Origin of the sequence: Pontixanthobacter aquaemixtae, from assembly GCF_009827395.1 — a bacterium.
GTDB classification, from domain to species: Bacteria; Pseudomonadota; Alphaproteobacteria; order Sphingomonadales; family Sphingomonadaceae; genus Pontixanthobacter; species Pontixanthobacter aquaemixtae.
In genome coordinates this window covers 1,343,730-1,359,327 of the sequence record NZ_WTYX01000001.1, presented here as the reverse complement: position 1 = coordinate 1,359,327, position 15,598 = coordinate 1,343,730, and the positions used below count along the sequence as shown (strand labels likewise).

Below are 15,598 nucleotides of genomic sequence, written 5' to 3'. Positions count from 1 at the left end.
TTAAATCAGACTATTCGGCGGCTATAGCTACATTCATTCTTTCATTTAACTTCTGTTGTACAGATAATAATACGGATTCCGCAATAATTGGCGATACGGAATTACCAATCTGTCTGAAGCTATGCCAGATGGTTGGATGGAAGCGATGTTGATCTGGAAACCCCTGAAGTCTCGCCGCTTCTCGTACGGTAATGACCCTGTTCTCGGCAGGGTGGATTGGCCGAACTGCTTGATGCGATCCTTTATCTGAGCCAGTCCCGGCTCGAAGGGTCGGGCAAAGACCGGTCCATTTCAGCCGGGGGTATTTTCCGACTTGATCGAAACCACCTTGTGGGATCATTGCAAATCGTTCGACGACGCGATCAAGATGCGATGTCGATTTGTTGCCAGTCAACTCCCGATCGCTCGAATGTAATTTCTTCGAGTATTTTGAGCTTTTCGCATTTGCGCGGAGCCGCCACACGTCGGTCCCGTCGTCTTCAATGTGAACAGGTACTAACGATCTCAAATCCGAGATCGCATCTTCGACGGTTGAAGGATCTCTCTTTAGTTCATCAAGATCGTTGAAGTCGAATGGAGCGCATTCTCCAGGTAAATAGCCTACTACAAAAGCTCTACGGCGTTTTGTCGCCGCTCCAAACTCGGAGGCATCAAGAACGGTCGGTTCCGTTGTTATATATCCGGTAAGCCCGTTTATCGCGTCATCCAGTTCATCTCTGGCTGAACCGATCATAACCCCTTCGACGTTCTCCATTACGAAAGCGCGAGGGCGCGCCTCGTCCACGATCTCGAAGAATTTTCCTAAAAGGTTGCGCCTAGGGTCATTCTCATCGCGTCGACCAATAAGGCTGAATCCCTGGCAGGGCGGGCCGCCGAAAATCAGATCGACCGGGCCATGCGCATCTTCAAGGAGTTCAGTGCCCGATAGGCAAGAAATATCCTTAGAAAACAAATTTGTATTAGGGAAATTCGTCTTATAAGAATAGGTAAGGTTGGGATCATTGTCGTAAGCTGAGACGACATCAAAACCCGCAGCGTGAGCACCACGGGAGAAACCACCTGTGCCACAAAAAAGATCGACTGCCCGCATGCGTTGCATGGGGAGAATTAGTTCCCGAATTACCTGCGCACAGCAATAGTCAATCATAGAAATTCCGGTGATTTCGAATTGGTGAAGCTTAACTGCAACTGTAGTCTTCACCCCCACCCATCATCCTTCGCCGTCCTGATCCGCACGCGCGGGTGCTCCTCGGGCGCGGCTTCATCCTCACACTCCACCTTCGTCTCAGCCAGAGCGGGTAGCGCCTCCGTTTCCTCCGCCGCGCCGTAAGCGGTCCGCGCAAGATCGCGGGCTTTTAGTTCTTCCGCTCGCGCGAAGGCGGTGCGGGTTTCTTCCGACAGGCGCTCCCATTCGGCGTCTTTGCGCGCGGTTACGCGTTGGCGCAGTTCTTCCAGTTTCTGCTCGATGATGGCGCGCGCTTTTTTGCCCTCCATCATCCGCCGCTCGGGCAGTTCGGCCTCCCCTTTTTTTCGCCATTTTTTCTTGAGGCGGCGCTTTTCCATTTTGCCGATCGCGCCTTTCATCGCGGGGGACTTGCCGCTTTCGGCAAAACGTTCGGGCGCGCGGTTGCGCAGGATGAACATCAGCAGGCGGTCATTATAGACGGTGCGTTTGCCCACCAGCTTGCCATAGGAATAGACGGGCACATCCACCCCGTTGAGCGCGCGGTCCATTGCGACGTCCTCTATCCGTTGCACGCCCAGATCGAGCGCGGCTTGCCATGCGGCGCGGAAGCTTTCCCCGCCCGGTTGGCGGCGCAGGTGGTACGCGCCCCGCTGGCTCATATTGACCGCTTTGCAAGCGGCGTGGACGCTGCCGGTGTCTGCTAGGGCCTCGATAAAGTCGCGCTGGCGCTGCTCGGTCCAGCCATCGTGGCGATTGCATTGGCGCGGGACGGGGGTGAAAGCGGGGAGCTGTGTCGCGGAAACAGGCAGGCGGGAGGTGCGGGGATCGGCTCTTCTGGTCATCCGGCAGCGTGAAGCAGAATTGTGGTGAGTAGGAAAAAGTTTTTTGTTTTGCCTCAAGCGCCGGCGTTCGCATCCGCTCACTTGGCTACGCCTAACGGCGGCGTGCGGTCGCGCTTGCGGTCCGTCCGTTGGCGGACCGGACCATTCCCGGCCATCAGCATTGCGCCCGTTCTTGGTCGCGGCAGCCAAAGGGCCGACCGGCCCGCCCGAGCGATAGCGAGGACAGCCAAGCTGGCCGGATGGCCAGCGCCCGGCGACTGAGGGTCTAAACAAACAACTCTCCGGCGACTGAGGGACCAAACAAACAACTCTCCCCCTTGCGCCTCATGCGCAGCGGGTGCACTCTCCGCCGGGTGAGGGGACTGTCATTCTTGAAAGCGCCGGTGGCGGTGGGGTTGTTGATCGTGTTGGCGGTTGCGGCGGTGCATTTTGCCCGGATCCCCGGCTTCGACCGCGCCGGATTGATGGTGTTCGATGCCTATCAGCGCGCCGCGCCGCGGGTCTATCAGGATGCCGGGGTGCGGATTGTCGATATTGACGAGGAATCGCTTGAGCGGCTCGGGCAATGGCCGTGGCCGCGTACCGAGATCGCGCGGCTCACCGATACGCTGAACGCCGCCGGGGCGCTGGCGATCGGGTTCGATATGGTGTTTTCGGAGGAAGACCGCACCTCTCCCGCCAAAATTGCCGAGCGGTTCGCGGGGGAAGGGGGCAATGCGGCGCTGGTCGCGACCTTGTCCGGCTTGCCCAGCAATGATGCGGTGCTGGCGGAAAGCTTTGCCGCTGCGCCGGTTGTCGGCGGCTATTTCCTGCTGACCGAGGATCGCGGAAGGCCGCTCGAACTGCCCGTCGGAATGGCGATGCTGGGGACACCGCCGACTTTGGTCGAGCCCGATTTCCGCGGATCGGTGCAGTCGCTTCCGCAGCTGCAAGAGGCGGCATCGGGCCTTGGCTCGCTCAGCATCAACAAGGGAGAGGACGGGGTGGTGCGGCGCGCGGCGCTGCTGTTCCATCATCGCGGCGAGCTGGTTCCCGCGCTGTCGCTCGAGACCTTGCGGGTCGCGCAGCAGGCGGGGTCCATCCTGATCAAGACCAGCGATGGCAGCGGCGAAACGCGCGGCGCGCCCGGCGCGATGGTCTCGCTCAGGGTTGGCGCGCTGGAAGTGCCGACGACCGAGGCGGGCGAGCTGTGGTCACATTTCACCGCGCCCGAACCGGGCCGGACGATCCCCGCATGGAAAGCGCTTTCTCCCGATATTACGGACGAGGAAAAGGCTGATCTGTTCGGCGGGAAAATCATCTTCATCGGCGCCAGCGCAACCGGCCTGCGTGACGTTGTTGCAACCCCGGCGAGCGAGCGCGAACCCGGCGTGATGGTCCATGCGCAAGCGGCCGAACAGATGCTGCTGGGCCAGTTTCTCGAGCAACCCGACTGGGCGCGCGGGCTGGAATTTGCGCTGATCCTGCTGCTGGGCGGGGCTTTGGCGCTGGCGCTGCCCAAAGCCGGCGCGATTGCCGGTGCGGCCTTTGGCCTGGCGGGCACGGCATCGGTCGCGGGGGGCAGCTGGCTGGCTTTTGACCAGTGGCGCTATTTGATCGATCCGACCTATCCGATTGCGGCGATGGTGCTGGTCTATGCGGTGCAAACGCTGCTCAGTTTCCGTCAGGAAGAGCAACAGCGCGCCTATATTCACGACGCGTTTGACCGGTATCTGTCGCCCGAAATGGTCCGCCAGATCGCCGCCAGTCCGGAGAAACTGCAACTCGGCGGCGAAGAGCGCGAGATGACAGTCCTCTTCTGCGATATTCGCGGCTTTTCGAAGATATCAGAGCAATATGAACCGCATGAAGTGATCAACTTCCTGACCGGTTTTCTTACCCCGATGTGCGACATCATGCTGGAGCGCAAAGCCACGGTCGACAAATTTATCGGCGACGCAATTCTGGCTTTCTGGAACGCGCCGCTCGACGATCCGGACCAGTTCCGCAATGGAGCGCGCTCCGCATTGCAAATGGTCGCTGCGCTCGATCAGCTTAATAGAGAGATGCCGCAGCGCGATGGCCAGATCTGGCCCGACAATGTCAAAATCGGGATCGGGATGAATTCGGGCCTGTGCTGCGTCGGCAATATGGGGTCGCAGCAGCGGCTATCCTATTCGCTGATCGGCGATACGGTGAACATCGCCTCTCGCTTCGAAGGGCTGACCAAGCAATATGGCGTAGAGATTATGATCGGCAGCGCGCTGGCAGCGCAGCTTGACGGATTTGCGCTGATCGAACTGGACCGCGTGAAAGTGGTGGGCCGCGATGCGCCCGACACGGTCTATGCGCTGCTCGGGGATGAAGATTTCGCTGCAAGCGCGGCGTTCAAAGCGGTTTTGCCGCAGCATGAGCAGTTCCTCGCCGCCTATCGCGCGCAGGATTGGTCGGCGGCCAAGGCGATACTCGAAACGGCGAATGCCGATTACACGGCGCTTGGTTTGTCAGACCTGACGCAAATCTATCGCGACAGAGTTACCGCATTGGCAAAGGGAACCCTGCCACCCGATTGGGACGGCACGTTCGAAGCAACCCGCAAATAATCGGCGCGTAATCCAGCCTTCTCAGCAATTGGGACTGTTCGGAGGGCAACTGGTCGGGTTGTTAGCCGGTATATTATTGCTCGGGTTGTTGGGGTTCGGATCGTCATCATCGCCATCTGTCAGCAACAATATCCCCACGCCGACAGCCACAGCCGGAAGCAATTTGCCCAGTAATCCGCCGCCGCTATTGGCCTTGGCCACACGCGGAGAGAGTTCATCCTGCAGCTTGGCGAGGCCGGGGCCAGAAAGCCGGAACGGACCAATCGGCTGCGCACCGGGGCGCGGAATATAGGCGGCGAGCGAGGGCTGATCGAGCAGCACCGTTTTGCCCGCTGCGGTCACATCGGCGGAGCCGACCGTCAGCCCGGCTTCGGTGCTGGCACCGGGGCCGCGCAGCACCACCAATGTGGCGGTGTTCTTGTCGCTCTTTACCCCGTCGAGAAACGGCTCGTCCTCGGCGATGTCTTTTGCTTCCTTGCCGACGATACCATCCAGAACGGTTCCGCGAATGCCAATCGTACCCACAGGTGAACTGACCGTTGCGGTAGAATTGCCCGTCCGTCTGCCAGACATATAGCGAAAAGCGCCGCGGATGACGCTGGAGCTCAAAGTGCGGCTCTTGTTGGGATCGTAAACGAAGCGGTCGATGGTCAGGCTGGCTTTTGAACCAATCGTCAGGCTTGACCGGTCGAGTAGCAGGATTTGCAGCTTGCTGTTGCTTTTGGTTTGCACCGTGTCGCCCCAGAAAAGACGCGCACGCCGGGCAATCTTGCGCGGCTTGGTGATAGAGGCGTTGCTCATTCTGACATCGCCAACCACCAGCGCCGCGATGCCAACCTGGACCGGTGCCGAGGCAGCGGGGGCAGCGGTCAGGACAATCGCGGTCAGCGCGACCAAAGTGGCTTTGAGCGAGAAACCCCTAAACGAGAATGTGGAGAAATGGGTCATGGCTCATTCCCCTGCGGCGCGGCGCAGATCGCGGCAGCGCGTGCCCATAATTCAGGGGTGAAATGTTTCTCTTTCAATTTGGACAATTCCACCGTTCCGCCGGGACGGTCGTCTATCCGGCACAGAAAAATCGCGTGAAGCAGCCGCGCGGATTGCGATTTGGGATGGTTGGCCAGAACGCGTTCAAGTGTCGCGATTGCTTCCAGAAATTCACCGCGACCAGCCTGTTCCTGCGCGAAAGCGATTCCCGCCTCTTCGCTTTCCGAAACGTCCGACATCGTATCAAGTTCTTCAAGCGTTTGCGCGGCCGCGGGAACCGCGATCAATGCGCCGCAAAGAATCGCGGCTGCCAAATTGCGGAAATTATGTCGATTCATAGTACCCTCCCAGAATCCCCCACATTGGTAACAGGCATCGCCAGATATTTCCAATATTTGCGGCGTTGGGGGAATGTGTGCCTTCCGTATGGGCAAATCGATTGTTTGATTTGCATTCCTCTTCCCGTTGCCTCACTGAGCATTTTTTCGTGAAACTCGGGAGAGATTGATGGAGGCCGCAGATACTAAGAAGGCTTGGGTAAAACCGACGGTGCAATTCGTATCGCCCCTGCGGCAAACACGCGCTGCGATTAAACCCGCACCGGTCGAAAACGCATTATACACGCCCAGCTAAATACCGGGCTGACCGAACGGCCAGGGCAGGTGCAGCGAGAACGCAACCGCTGCTTTGAACCGCGCCGCACCTTGCAAATTGTAAGTTTGTTGCGTTAGGGACGCCGGGAATTGATTGAAGAGGGGAAAGATTCGTGAAATCCGCCGATAGTAAGAAGTCTTGGGCAAAGCCGAGTGTCTGGTCGAAGCCGACGGTTAAAAGCGTGACGCCGATCAAGCACACGCAAGGTGGTGCCTACATAGGCAAGGTGGAAAGCCCTTTCTACACGCCCAGCTAAGCGCAGCTACGCACAGCATTTGATGTAAGCTTCACTTGGTTCTAGGCGTTTAGTTGGCTAAGGTCATTATCGATGATCGATGGGGGGAAGAAAGTTATGAACACGTCCGATAAGAAAAAAGCCTGGGTAAAGCCGAAAGTGGAATTCGTCGATCCGCTGAAGCGGACGCGGGCTGGCACTAATCCCTCAGGTTTTGAAGGCGGTCTTGCCTACACCCTCAGCTAATCGCCACTACGCACAGCATTTAACGCAACCTTCACTTGGCGTTCAGCGAGTGGCTGTCTATAGGCCTTGGCTATGACATCGAACACTCGCAGTCCGCGCTCAATCGCACTTGCTTCCGCTTTCGCCGCCAGCACAATGATGCTGGGCGGCTGCGCCTCTTTGGGAATTGGTGGAGGCGGCGGTGCCGGCGGTGGTACCGACGGCACGGCCTATGTCGCGCGCGATGTGGAAACGCTGTATTTCTCGGCCAAGGAAAAGCTCGACCAAGGCCGCGCTCCGCTTGCCGCCGCTTTGTTTGACGAGGTTGAACGGCAGCACCCCTATTCGCCATGGGCGCGCCGCGCACAATTGATGAGCGCCTTCAGCTATTACGTTGGCCGTGATTACAACAAATCGATTGCCAGCGCGCAGCGCTTCCTGTCGATCCACCCGGGTAACAAAGACGCGCCATACGCCTATTATCTGATTGCGCTCAGCTATTACGAGCAGATCAGCGATGTGACCCGCGATCAGAAAATCACCGATCAGGCGCGCTCGGCACTGACCGAAGTAAACCGCCGGTTCCCGACAACCGAATATGCCGCCGATGCGCGGCTGAAGCTCGACCTTGTCAACGATCACCTTGCCGGCAAAGAAATGGAAATCGGGCGTTTCTATCAACGTTCCGGCCGCTGGCTTGCTTCGCAGATCCGCTTCCAGAATGTGGTCGACAATTACCAGACGACCAGCCACGCGCCGGAAGCTCTCTATCGCTTGACCGAAAGCAGTCTGGCGCTGGGTGTGCCGCAAGAAGCGGTAAAATATGCCGCGGTTCTGGGTGCCAATTACCCGGGCAACGAGTGGTATGAGAAAGCGTTCGAGCTGATCCAGAAGAAAGCACCCGGCGCAACCGCCAGCTGATCGAACGCTGATCGAACGCTGATCGAACGGGCGCTGCGGCTGCAACTGCGCAGCCAAGAATTAACCGGCTCACCAACGGGACTGGCGCAATGTCCGCCTAAGCTGTCAATAGCGCGCACGCGGCTGATGACGTAGGCAAAGGTCTGCGATATTACCGCCTGATGCTGACCCAGCTTTCCATCCGCAATATCGTGCTGATCGAGGCGCTAGACCTGACATTTTCGGGCGGGTTGGGTGTGCTGACCGGCGAAACAGGGGCGGGTAAATCGATTCTGCTCGATGCGCTTGGTCTGGTGCTGGGCAACCGCGCCGATATGGGCCTGATCCGTGCGGGAGAGGATAGCGCCAGCGTCACCGCCACGTTTGAATTCGCCGCAATGCCCGCTGCTTTGCGCGACGTGCTGGACGATGCGGAAGTTGAGATCGAGCCTGGCGAACCGCTGATCCTGCGGCGGCGGCTCAAAGCTGATGGCGGCTCCAAGGCATTTGTGAACGATCAGCCGGTGGGTGTGGCGCTGCTGCGGTCCATGTCGGGCACTCTGGTCGAATTGCATGGCCAGCATGATGATCGCGGCCTGGTCAATCCCGGCGGGCACCGGATCTTGCTAGATCGCTTTGCCGGGGCCAATGTCGATGCGGTGTCCGCAGCTTGGGACAGGTGGCGCGATGTGCGCGCCAAGCTGGCCGATGCGCGTGCCTCTATCGAACAGGCCAAGGAAGACGAAGATCTGCTGATCGCGCATCTCGCCGAGCTGACCGAATTGCAGCCCACGGCGGGGGAAGAGGCGCAGCTGGCCGGGCTGCGTTCCGACATGCAGAAGGGCGAGCGGCTGCAGGGCGAGTTGGAGGACCTGCGCAAAGTGTGGGACGGGTCCAATTCCCCGCTGGCCTCGCTGCGCAGCGCCGCGCGCAAGCTGGACCGTATTGCAGAGGAACATCCGCTGCTGTCCGAAGCGCTGGCTTCGCTCGACCGCGCGGTGATCGAAGCGGGTGAGGCGGAGGACAAGCTGACCGAAGCGGGCTATCAACTGGTCCACGACCCCGAAGCTTTGGACAATGCGGAAACGCGCTTGTTCGAACTTCGTGCGGCGGCGCGCAAGCATCGCTGCGATGTTGATGCTTTGCCCGAATTGATGCGGACAATGCGCGCGCAGCTCGATGCAATCGAAGGCGGCGAAGCAGGCGTCGGCGCTCTCGAAGCGGCGGAGAAAGAGGCGGGCGAGGCGTACCGCAACGCTGCGCAGAAACTGCACGATGCGCGGATGCGCGCGGCGAAGACGCTGGACAAGGCAGTGGAAGGGGAGCTGGTCCCGCTGAAACTGGATGCGGCGCGGTTCAAAACTGCGATCGAAACACTTCCCGAAGATCGCTGGGGCGCGCAAGGGACCGACAGCGTCGAATATCTCATTTCAACCAATCCCGGCGCGGATTTTGCGCCGCTGGGCAAGATTGCCTCGGGCGGCGAACTGTCGCGCTTTATCCTCGCGCTGAAAGTGGCGCTGGCGGAAAAGGGCGGGGCGGCGACGGTGATTTTCGACGAGATCGACCGCGGCGTTGGCGGCGCAGTGGCGAGCGCGATTGGCGACCGTCTGGCAAGGCTTGCCGATGGCGGGCAATTGCTCGCGGTTACGCACAGCCCGCAAGTCGCGGCGCGCGGCGGGCAGCATTACATGATCGCAAAATCTTCCGAAGGAACGGTTACCCGCACCTCGGTTCGCTTGCTCGACGAGACGGAGCGCAAGGAAGAAATCGCGCGGATGCTATCGGGCGCTGAAACCACCGATGAAGCCCGCGCGCAGGCGGACCGTTTGCTCGAAAAAGCCTGATCGAAAGCGCCTGATCGAAAGCGGCTGCGCGCGGGGCGTTTGCGCCAGCCTAGCTGTATACCCGCCCCGACTGGCCGATCCGCTGTTTTGACGTGTTTCCGGGCACAGCCACCGATGTCGCCGGATCATACACGCGGCCCACCGCCTTGCTGCCCGGTTCGACATAAATCTCTACATGCGTGCGCTTGTATCCTTGTGGATCATAGCGGACCCAATAACCGTCAGGATGCTTGCTCCACCGGCTGGCGGGAACATCGATGCTGCCTGCGCCGCGCGGCGCAACCCCGGCAAGCACCGCCGCCGCTTCCAGATCGCCATAATTCGAGCCGCCCGATGCCAGCATCCGCCGCATATCCGCCTCGGCCCGGGCAATCCGCGCGACTGGTTCGGGCAGACCGCCGGTAACCTGGTTCAGCTGGCGATTGGTCAGCACGTCGAGCGCATTGCGGTTCATCGAGGCCAGCTCGCGCGTGGTCAACAGCTGCGATGCGACCAGTTTCAGCCGCGAATTCAGATCTTCAAACTTCGCGCGCGCGACCACCGCCCAGAGCAGCACCTGGATATCGCGTTGGTCAATTTCGGGGCGGTTGGTGGAATTGCGCAAAATCGCGGTGACAATCTTGTGCTGCGACCCTTTGACCGGCGCATAAAGATATCCGTCCCCGCCGGTCGGGCCATAGGTCCCCGCGCGCAGGCAATAGGTTTGCGCGATCATCGAGAAATAGCCGGCCTGCAGCACAAATCCGCCATCGCCGCTGCGCTCAAGCTCTGTCATCGAGCGCGCGGTGCCGGGATTGAAACTGTCTTTCGAAGGATCGGCGTATTTCGCATCCTTGATATTGGTCGATACGGGCTGCTTCCCGCCCAGAATGTCGGGCAATTTCACGCCCGGCACATTGTCACGGATAAGCCCGCCCAACTGCGCCTCAGCCACCGTGCTGCCCGTTACCGCAAGTGCAATAGCTCCCAATCCTGCCAGAATAGCCCGCTTCATTGATATCCTCCCCCAAAGTCTATGTGCAGATCATGCTGTAAGCACGTGACATACAGAGGCAAGGGGGCTTAGTGAAGGGAGAGGAACCTTGGATGCGCCGGGGCTTCGAGTATGCGCGGTGACCGGGCCTACCTGCGCCCAAGTGCATAGTCATGGCGCGAACGGCCTATATGAGCAGCTCGGATTTGCAGAGCGGCGTGCGCTGGTGGTGACAATATTGGAGAAACTGTGATGCGGCGACGTGAATTTGTGGGTTCGGCAGCGTTTGCTTTGCTGGCGGCCTGCGCCGAACCGGAGAAGACACTCTCGACGGGAGATGCTGCGGGGGAAGAGATGTACGGTTTGATAAGCCAGATGAAGACGCTGCCCGGTCGGCGCAACGAGGTGATTGCCGCGCTGCTTGCCGGGAGCAAGGATATGCCCGGCAATATCACCTATCTGATCGCGGAAGACATGGAGGACAAAACCTTGATTTGGATCACCGAAGTGTGGCGGACAAAAACTGATCACGCGAACAGTCTGCAATTGGAATCGGTGCAAGAAGCAATCGGCAAAGCGCGCCCGCATATCAACGGTTTCGGTACGCGGATCGAGACGAGGCCTGTTATCAGTGACTAAGGCACTCTCCGAAGCCGATGCCGCGAATGAGTTGATGCGGCTTGCCAGGCAGATTGCGCGGCATGACGAGCTGTATCATGCCAAGGATGCGCCGGAGATTTCGGATCAGGAATATGACGCATTGCTGCGGCGCAATCGCGATCTGGAGGAGGCGTTTCCGCATCTTGTGCGGCCCGATAGCCCGTCACAAAAAATTGGCCACGCGGTCGCGGCATCTCCATTGAGCAAAGTGCAGCATGAGGTTCGAATGATGAGCCTCGACAATGCGTTCAACGATGAAGAGGTCGGCGAATTTGTCGCGCGGGTGAAACGCTATCTCAACTTGCCGGAGGGAGAGCCGGTTGCCTTTACGGCTGAGGACAAGATCGATGGCTTGTCCTGCTCGCTGCGCTACGAGAAAGGCAAGCTGGTACGCGCCGCGACGCGCGGTGACGGGCAGGTGGGCGAAGACGTGACCGCCAATGTCGCGCATATTCCCGACATTCCGCAAAACCTGCCCGATGGCGCTCCGGACATTTTCGAAATTCGCGGCGAAGTTTATATGGCGCGGGCTGATTTTGCTGCGCTCAATGCTGCGCAGCAAGAGGCGCAGCAGAAGCTGTTTGCCAATCCGCGCAATGCGGCCGCCGGTTCGCTGCGCCAGAAGGATGCAAGTGTAACCGCGAAACGCCCGCTCAAATTCTGGGCGCATGGTTGGGGCGATGTGTCCGACGTGCCGGGAGAAACTCAGGAAGCGGTGGTGCGGCAGTTGGAGGAATGGGGAATTCCCGTTTCTCCTTACTTCACGCGGTGTGAAACGCTGGAAGAGATGCTGGCGCATTACCAGACAATCAACGCAGCGCGGCCCGATTTGCCCTATGAAATCGACGGTGTGGTCTACAAGGTTGACCGGCTCGACTGGCAAAGAAGGCTTGGCTTTGTGACCAAGTTTCCGCGCTGGGCAATCGCGCGCAAATTCCCTGCCGAACAGGCGGAAACCACGCTGGAAAGCATCGATATCCAGGTCGGCCGGACGGGCAAGCTAACGCCGGTTGGGCGGCTCGCGCCGGTGCTGGTTGGCGGGGTCACGGTCACCAGTGTGACGCTGCATAACAAGGACGAGATCGAGAGGCTGGGCGTGCGGCCCGGCGACCGTGTGAAAGTCCAGCGCGCGGGCGATGTTATCCCGCAAGTGGTCGAAAACCTGACCCGCGATGAAAAGCGCGAAGCCTTCACGTTCCCCGATCACTGCCCCGAATGCGATAGCGAAGCCGTGGCGGAGGAGGGCGAGGTCGATGTGCGCTGCACCGGCGGGCTGATCTGCCCGGCGCAGCGGACCGAGCGGCTCAAACATTTCGTCAGTCGCGGCGCGCTCGACATTGACGGGCTCGGCGAAAAAACCATCGACCAGTTTTTCGCGTTGGGCTGGCTCGAAAGCCCGGCGGATATATTCCGGCTGCATCAGCGCAAGGACGCGATTTTGGCGCTCGAAGGGTGGCAGGATAAGTCTGTGGAGAAGCTGCTCAAATCTGTGGAAGACCGGCGCGAACCCGATGCCGCGCGGCTGCTGTTCGGGCTGGGTATCCGGCATGTCGGCGCGGTAACGGCGCGGGACTTGCTCAAGCATTTCCATACGCTTCCTGCGCTGAGAACTGTGGCGGAAGCCGCGCGATCCTCCCCGAAACGGGGAGGGGGACCACGAAGTGGTGGAGGGGCACCCGCCGATGTTCCAGACGGCAAAGAGTCTAATCTATCCGACGTGCCCCTCCACCATCCTGCGGATGGTCCCCCTCCCCGGTCCGGGGAGGAAGCCCTCACCGAACTCACCGACATCGACGGCATTGGCGGCGCCGTGGTGGAGGCGCTGGGGGATTTCTTCCACGAAGAACACAATGTCGTAGTTTGGGAAGATTTGCTGAGCGAAGTGAACCCGCCCGAATACATCGTCGAAACGCTCGACAGTCCGGTTGCCGGCAAGACGGTGGTGTTCACCGGCAAGCTGGAAACCATGAGCCGCGACGAGGCCAAGGCGCAGGCCGAACGGTTAGGGGCCAAGGCGTCCGGCTCGGTCAGCGCGAAAACCGATCTGCTGGTTGCCGGGCCGGGGGCGGGCAGCAAGCTCAAGAAGGCGGAATCGCTCGGGATCGAAGTCGTCGATGAAGCGGGCTGGGCAGCCATTGTGAAGGCCGCGGGGTGATGTGGCGGCGGCCCGTTCGTTGGGCACTCGCGGCGCTTGGCTGCATGGTTCTGACCGCGTGCGACTTTCCCGGCACGCAAGGCGATCAGGAACAAGCGGCCGCCGGAGAGCCGGTGGCCGAGCGGAGTTATGCGCCGATGCTATCGGCAGAGGAACGCGCGCTCGATAATGCGTTGTTTGCAGCGGCCAACGGGTTTGACGGATATCTGGGGGTCGCGATCCACGATATTGCGCGTGACCGGACCGTTCATTACAACGGCGAACGGCTGTTCCCGCAGCAGAGCCTGAGCAAATTATGGGTCGCGCTGGCGGCATTGCAAAAGGTTGACGAAGGCACGCTGGAATTGGCCGAGCCGGTATCGATCCGGCGTAGCGATCTCACACTGTTTCACCAGCCCGTGCGCAAAATCGTGCTGGCGCGCGGTGCGTTCCATACCGATTATGGTGATTTGCTGAGGCGGGCGATTACCGAGAGTGACAACACCGCCAATGATATGCTGCTGAAGCGCGTTGGCGGGCCGCCCGGGGTGCGCAACGCCATCGCCGCTGCCGGGCTGGGCGCAATCAAATTCGGCCCCGGCGAACGCGAAATGCAAAGCGCGCTGGCCGGTCTGCAATGGGATCCATCCTATTCCTTCGGCAAACGGTTTTTCGAAGTGCGCAAGGCGGTGCCCGAGGCGCAGCGCAAAGAAGCATTCGATGCCTATGTGCTTGATCCCGTCGATGGCGCGAGCCCGGTGGCGATTGCCGATGCGCTGGGAAAGCTGGCCAAGGGGGAATTGCTGGAAGCGCCGACTACCGCGCATTTTCTTGATCTCCTCGCGAATGTGAAAAGCGGGCCCAACCGGTTGAAGGGCGGGGTTCCCGCTGGCTGGTTGATCGGCCACAAAACCGGCACCGGGCAGGTTCTCGATATTGTTCCGCCGGGCGTGATTGGGGAGCAAGCCGGTTACAATGATGTCGGCATCCTCACCGCGCCCGACGGGAGCCGCTACGCCGTGGTGGTGATGATCGGGCGCACTGCGGTGCCCGTGCCGCAGCGAATGGAATTGATGCACGCAATTGTTGCGGCAACGGTACACTATCACTTTGATGCCAAAGGGCAGCCGGTGCCGGTGGAGATGTTACCTCCCACTGACACCAGCGAACGGGACGGGGCAATATGAAAATCGAAGAGAAAATTGACGATGCGGCGCGGCCATTCCTGCGTCAGCTTATGCGCGATCTGGAATCGCCGCGCGAAGTAAGGCGATTTGGCAGCGGGTGGCTTTCCGGCTTTTTTGCGCTGCTATTGGCGATCAGCGCTCTGCTGCTGGTGATCGCGCTCAAATTTCCCGAATGGTTTGCCACGCCAGAGCTGGAGCTAATCAAGCAATGGGGCGGTTTCCGCGTGGTGCTGCATGCTGTGCTGTTGGCTAGCTATGTGCTGTCCTTGCTCAGCCTGCTTCTCAGACCGCGCAAAGCTCTCGGTCTGATGGCGCTGATGATCGGGATCGCGGCGGCGTTGCTCGGCGGGTCCAATGTCGAAGCCGATGGCACACGAAGCCTGGGGGTTTTCTTCGGGCTCGACTTTTTCATCGTCAATCTGCTGGCGACAGGGTTCATGTTCGCCCCGCTCGAACGGTTCCGCCCGCACCGGCGCGAACAAAGATTGTTCCGCAATGAATGGCGGGAGGATTTGTTCTATTTCCTGATCAGCACAATGTTTGTGCAAATTCTGGCATTCCTGACGCTCGCCCCGTCAAACTTCATCAACGAGGCCACCGGAGGCTTGGATGCGTTCCGCGCCTTTGTGGCGGATATTCCGTGGGTGCTGCAATTCCTGATCGCGGTGTTTGTCTCTGACCTCGCGCAATATTGGTACCACCGGCTGTTCCATCAGGTGCCGTTTCTGTGGGGTTTCCATGCGGTGCATCACAGCGCCAAGAGCATGGACTGGCTGGCCGGATCGCGGATGCATATTGTCGAAGTGATCATGCTGCGGATGGTGACATCGCTGCCGCTGTTCACGCTGGGCTTCAGCCCGTCGGTGCTGCAGGCCTATATCGGTTTCGTCTATGTCTATTCCTCGCTATTGCACGCCAATGTCGGCGGCAATTTCAACCGGCTGGGCCACTGGCTCGCGACGCCGCGTTTTCACCATTGGCACCACGGGTTGGAGCGCGAGGCGTTTGACGTCAATTTCGCGATCCATTTCCCGTGGATCGACAAGATGTTCGGCACTTTCCACTTGCCCGAAGATCGCTGGCCGAAGGATTACGGCATCCCCGAAGACGTGCCGCGCGGCTATGCCGGGCAGTTCCTCTATCCGTGGACGCGCACGGGCGAAAAGACAGATTGATGTCGCGCCCG

13 protein-coding genes are annotated in these 15,598 nt (G+C 59.9%); 8 read left to right on the top strand and 5 right to left on the bottom strand.

The window, feature by feature from the left end:
- Positions 1-10: 10 nt before the first annotated feature.
- Positions 11-1,201, bottom strand: coding sequence for a DNA cytosine methyltransferase (locus GRI41_RS06530; protein WP_328600522.1), 1,191 nt, complete (start codon positions 1,199-1,201; stop codon positions 11-13).
- Positions 1,198-2,028 carry a hypothetical protein gene (locus GRI41_RS06525; protein ID WP_160603926.1) on the bottom strand — a complete coding sequence of 277 codons (831 nt, stop codon included), beginning with the start codon at positions 2,026-2,028 and terminating at the stop codon, positions 1,198-1,200. The genes GRI41_RS06530 and GRI41_RS06525 overlap by 4 nt, the downstream gene beginning before the upstream one ends.
- 353 nt (positions 2,029-2,381) lie before the next feature.
- On the opposite strand from GRI41_RS06525, the gene GRI41_RS06520 reads away from it, so the two are divergent.
- Positions 2,382-4,610, top strand: coding sequence for a CHASE2 domain-containing protein (locus GRI41_RS06520; protein WP_160603925.1), 2,229 nt, complete (start codon positions 2,382-2,384; stop codon positions 4,608-4,610).
- Between the two features lie 21 nt (positions 4,611-4,631).
- On the opposite strand, the gene GRI41_RS06515 is transcribed toward GRI41_RS06520, so the two are convergent.
- On the bottom strand, positions 4,632-5,558 hold the full coding sequence (locus tag GRI41_RS06515; RefSeq protein WP_160603924.1) for a FecR family protein: 927 nt from the start codon (positions 5,556-5,558) through the stop codon (positions 4,632-4,634).
- Positions 5,555-5,935, bottom strand: coding sequence for an outer membrane protein assembly factor BamD (locus GRI41_RS06510; protein WP_160603923.1), 381 nt, complete (start codon positions 5,933-5,935; stop codon positions 5,555-5,557). Before GRI41_RS06510 ends, GRI41_RS06515 begins: the two co-directional genes overlap by 4 nt.
- 668 nt (positions 5,936-6,603) lie before the next feature.
- Between GRI41_RS06510 and GRI41_RS14390 the strand changes: the two genes are divergently transcribed.
- The 3 genes from GRI41_RS14390 (at position 6,604) to recN (ending at position 9,458) form a co-directional block, all read left to right on the top strand.
- Positions 6,604-6,732 carry a hypothetical protein gene (locus tag GRI41_RS14390; RefSeq protein ID WP_268893180.1) on the top strand — a complete coding sequence of 43 codons (129 nt, stop codon included), beginning with the start codon at positions 6,604-6,606 and terminating at the stop codon, positions 6,730-6,732.
- A gap of 72 nt (positions 6,733-6,804) precedes the next feature.
- Positions 6,805-7,632, top strand: a complete 828-nt coding sequence (locus GRI41_RS06505; protein WP_160603922.1) for an outer membrane protein assembly factor BamD — start codon at positions 6,805-6,807, stop codon at positions 7,630-7,632.
- 161 nt (positions 7,633-7,793) lie between these two features.
- Positions 7,794-9,458: a DNA repair protein RecN gene (recN, locus tag GRI41_RS06500; RefSeq protein WP_160603921.1), complete on the top strand. Its 1,665-nt coding sequence runs from the start codon at positions 7,794-7,796 to the stop codon at positions 9,456-9,458.
- 49 nt (positions 9,459-9,507) lie between these two features.
- Here recN and GRI41_RS06495 read toward each other — a convergent pair whose 3' ends face one another.
- Positions 9,508-10,452 (bottom strand): hypothetical protein, encoded by a 945-nt coding sequence (locus GRI41_RS06495; RefSeq protein ID WP_160603920.1) that lies wholly within the window; start codon positions 10,450-10,452, stop codon positions 9,508-9,510.
- 231 nt (positions 10,453-10,683) lie between these two features.
- On the opposite strand from GRI41_RS06495, the gene GRI41_RS06490 reads away from it, so the two are divergent.
- From GRI41_RS06490 to GRI41_RS06475, 4 genes are read left to right on the top strand one after another with little or no spacing between them, the layout of a single operon-like run.
- Positions 10,684-11,070: a putative quinol monooxygenase gene (locus tag GRI41_RS06490; RefSeq protein ID WP_202388669.1), complete on the top strand. Its 387-nt coding sequence runs from the start codon at positions 10,684-10,686 to the stop codon at positions 11,068-11,070.
- Between the two features lie 34 nt (positions 11,071-11,104).
- Positions 11,105-13,246: an NAD-dependent DNA ligase LigA gene (gene ligA / locus GRI41_RS06485; protein WP_160604660.1), complete on the top strand. Its 2,142-nt coding sequence runs from the start codon at positions 11,105-11,107 to the stop codon at positions 13,244-13,246.
- Positions 13,246-14,412, top strand: a complete 1,167-nt coding sequence (locus GRI41_RS06480; RefSeq protein ID WP_235901069.1) for a serine hydrolase — start codon at positions 13,246-13,248, stop codon at positions 14,410-14,412. The genes ligA and GRI41_RS06480 overlap by 1 nt, the downstream gene beginning before the upstream one ends.
- Complete coding sequence (locus tag GRI41_RS06475; RefSeq protein WP_160603919.1) at positions 14,409-15,587, top strand: sterol desaturase family protein; 1,179 nt, start codon at positions 14,409-14,411, stop codon at positions 15,585-15,587. Before GRI41_RS06480 ends, GRI41_RS06475 begins: the two co-directional genes overlap by 4 nt.
- The last annotated feature ends 11 nt before the right edge of the window (positions 15,588-15,598 follow it).

Bases quoted from the DNA above. Each gene is read 5' to 3' on its own strand.
- GRI41_RS06475 (WP_160603919.1), top strand. From the start codon at position 14,409: ATGAAAATCGAAGAGAAAATTGACGATGCGGCGCGGCCATTCCTGCGT.
- GRI41_RS06480 (WP_235901069.1), top strand. From the start codon at position 13,246: ATGTGGCGGCGGCCCGTTCGTTGGGCACTCGCGGCGCTTGGCTGCATG.
- GRI41_RS06525 (WP_160603926.1), bottom strand. From the start codon at position 2,028: ATGACCAGAAGAGCCGATCCCCGCACCTCCCGCCTGCCTGTTTCCGCG.
- ligA (WP_160604660.1), top strand. From the start codon at position 11,105: ATGCGGCTTGCCAGGCAGATTGCGCGGCATGACGAGCTGTATCATGCC.
- GRI41_RS06490 (WP_202388669.1), top strand. From the start codon at position 10,684: ATGCGGCGACGTGAATTTGTGGGTTCGGCAGCGTTTGCTTTGCTGGCG.
- GRI41_RS06510 (WP_160603923.1), bottom strand. From the start codon at position 5,935: ATGAATCGACATAATTTCCGCAATTTGGCAGCCGCGATTCTTTGCGGC.
- GRI41_RS06495 (WP_160603920.1), bottom strand. From the start codon at position 10,452: ATGAAGCGGGCTATTCTGGCAGGATTGGGAGCTATTGCACTTGCGGTA.
- GRI41_RS06505 (WP_160603922.1), top strand. From the start codon at position 6,805: ATGACATCGAACACTCGCAGTCCGCGCTCAATCGCACTTGCTTCCGCT.
- GRI41_RS14390 (WP_268893180.1), top strand. From the start codon at position 6,604: ATGAACACGTCCGATAAGAAAAAAGCCTGGGTAAAGCCGAAAGTGGAA.
- recN (WP_160603921.1), top strand. From the start codon at position 7,794: ATGCTGACCCAGCTTTCCATCCGCAATATCGTGCTGATCGAGGCGCTA.
- GRI41_RS06515 (WP_160603924.1), bottom strand. From the start codon at position 5,558: ATGACCCATTTCTCCACATTCTCGTTTAGGGGTTTCTCGCTCAAAGCC.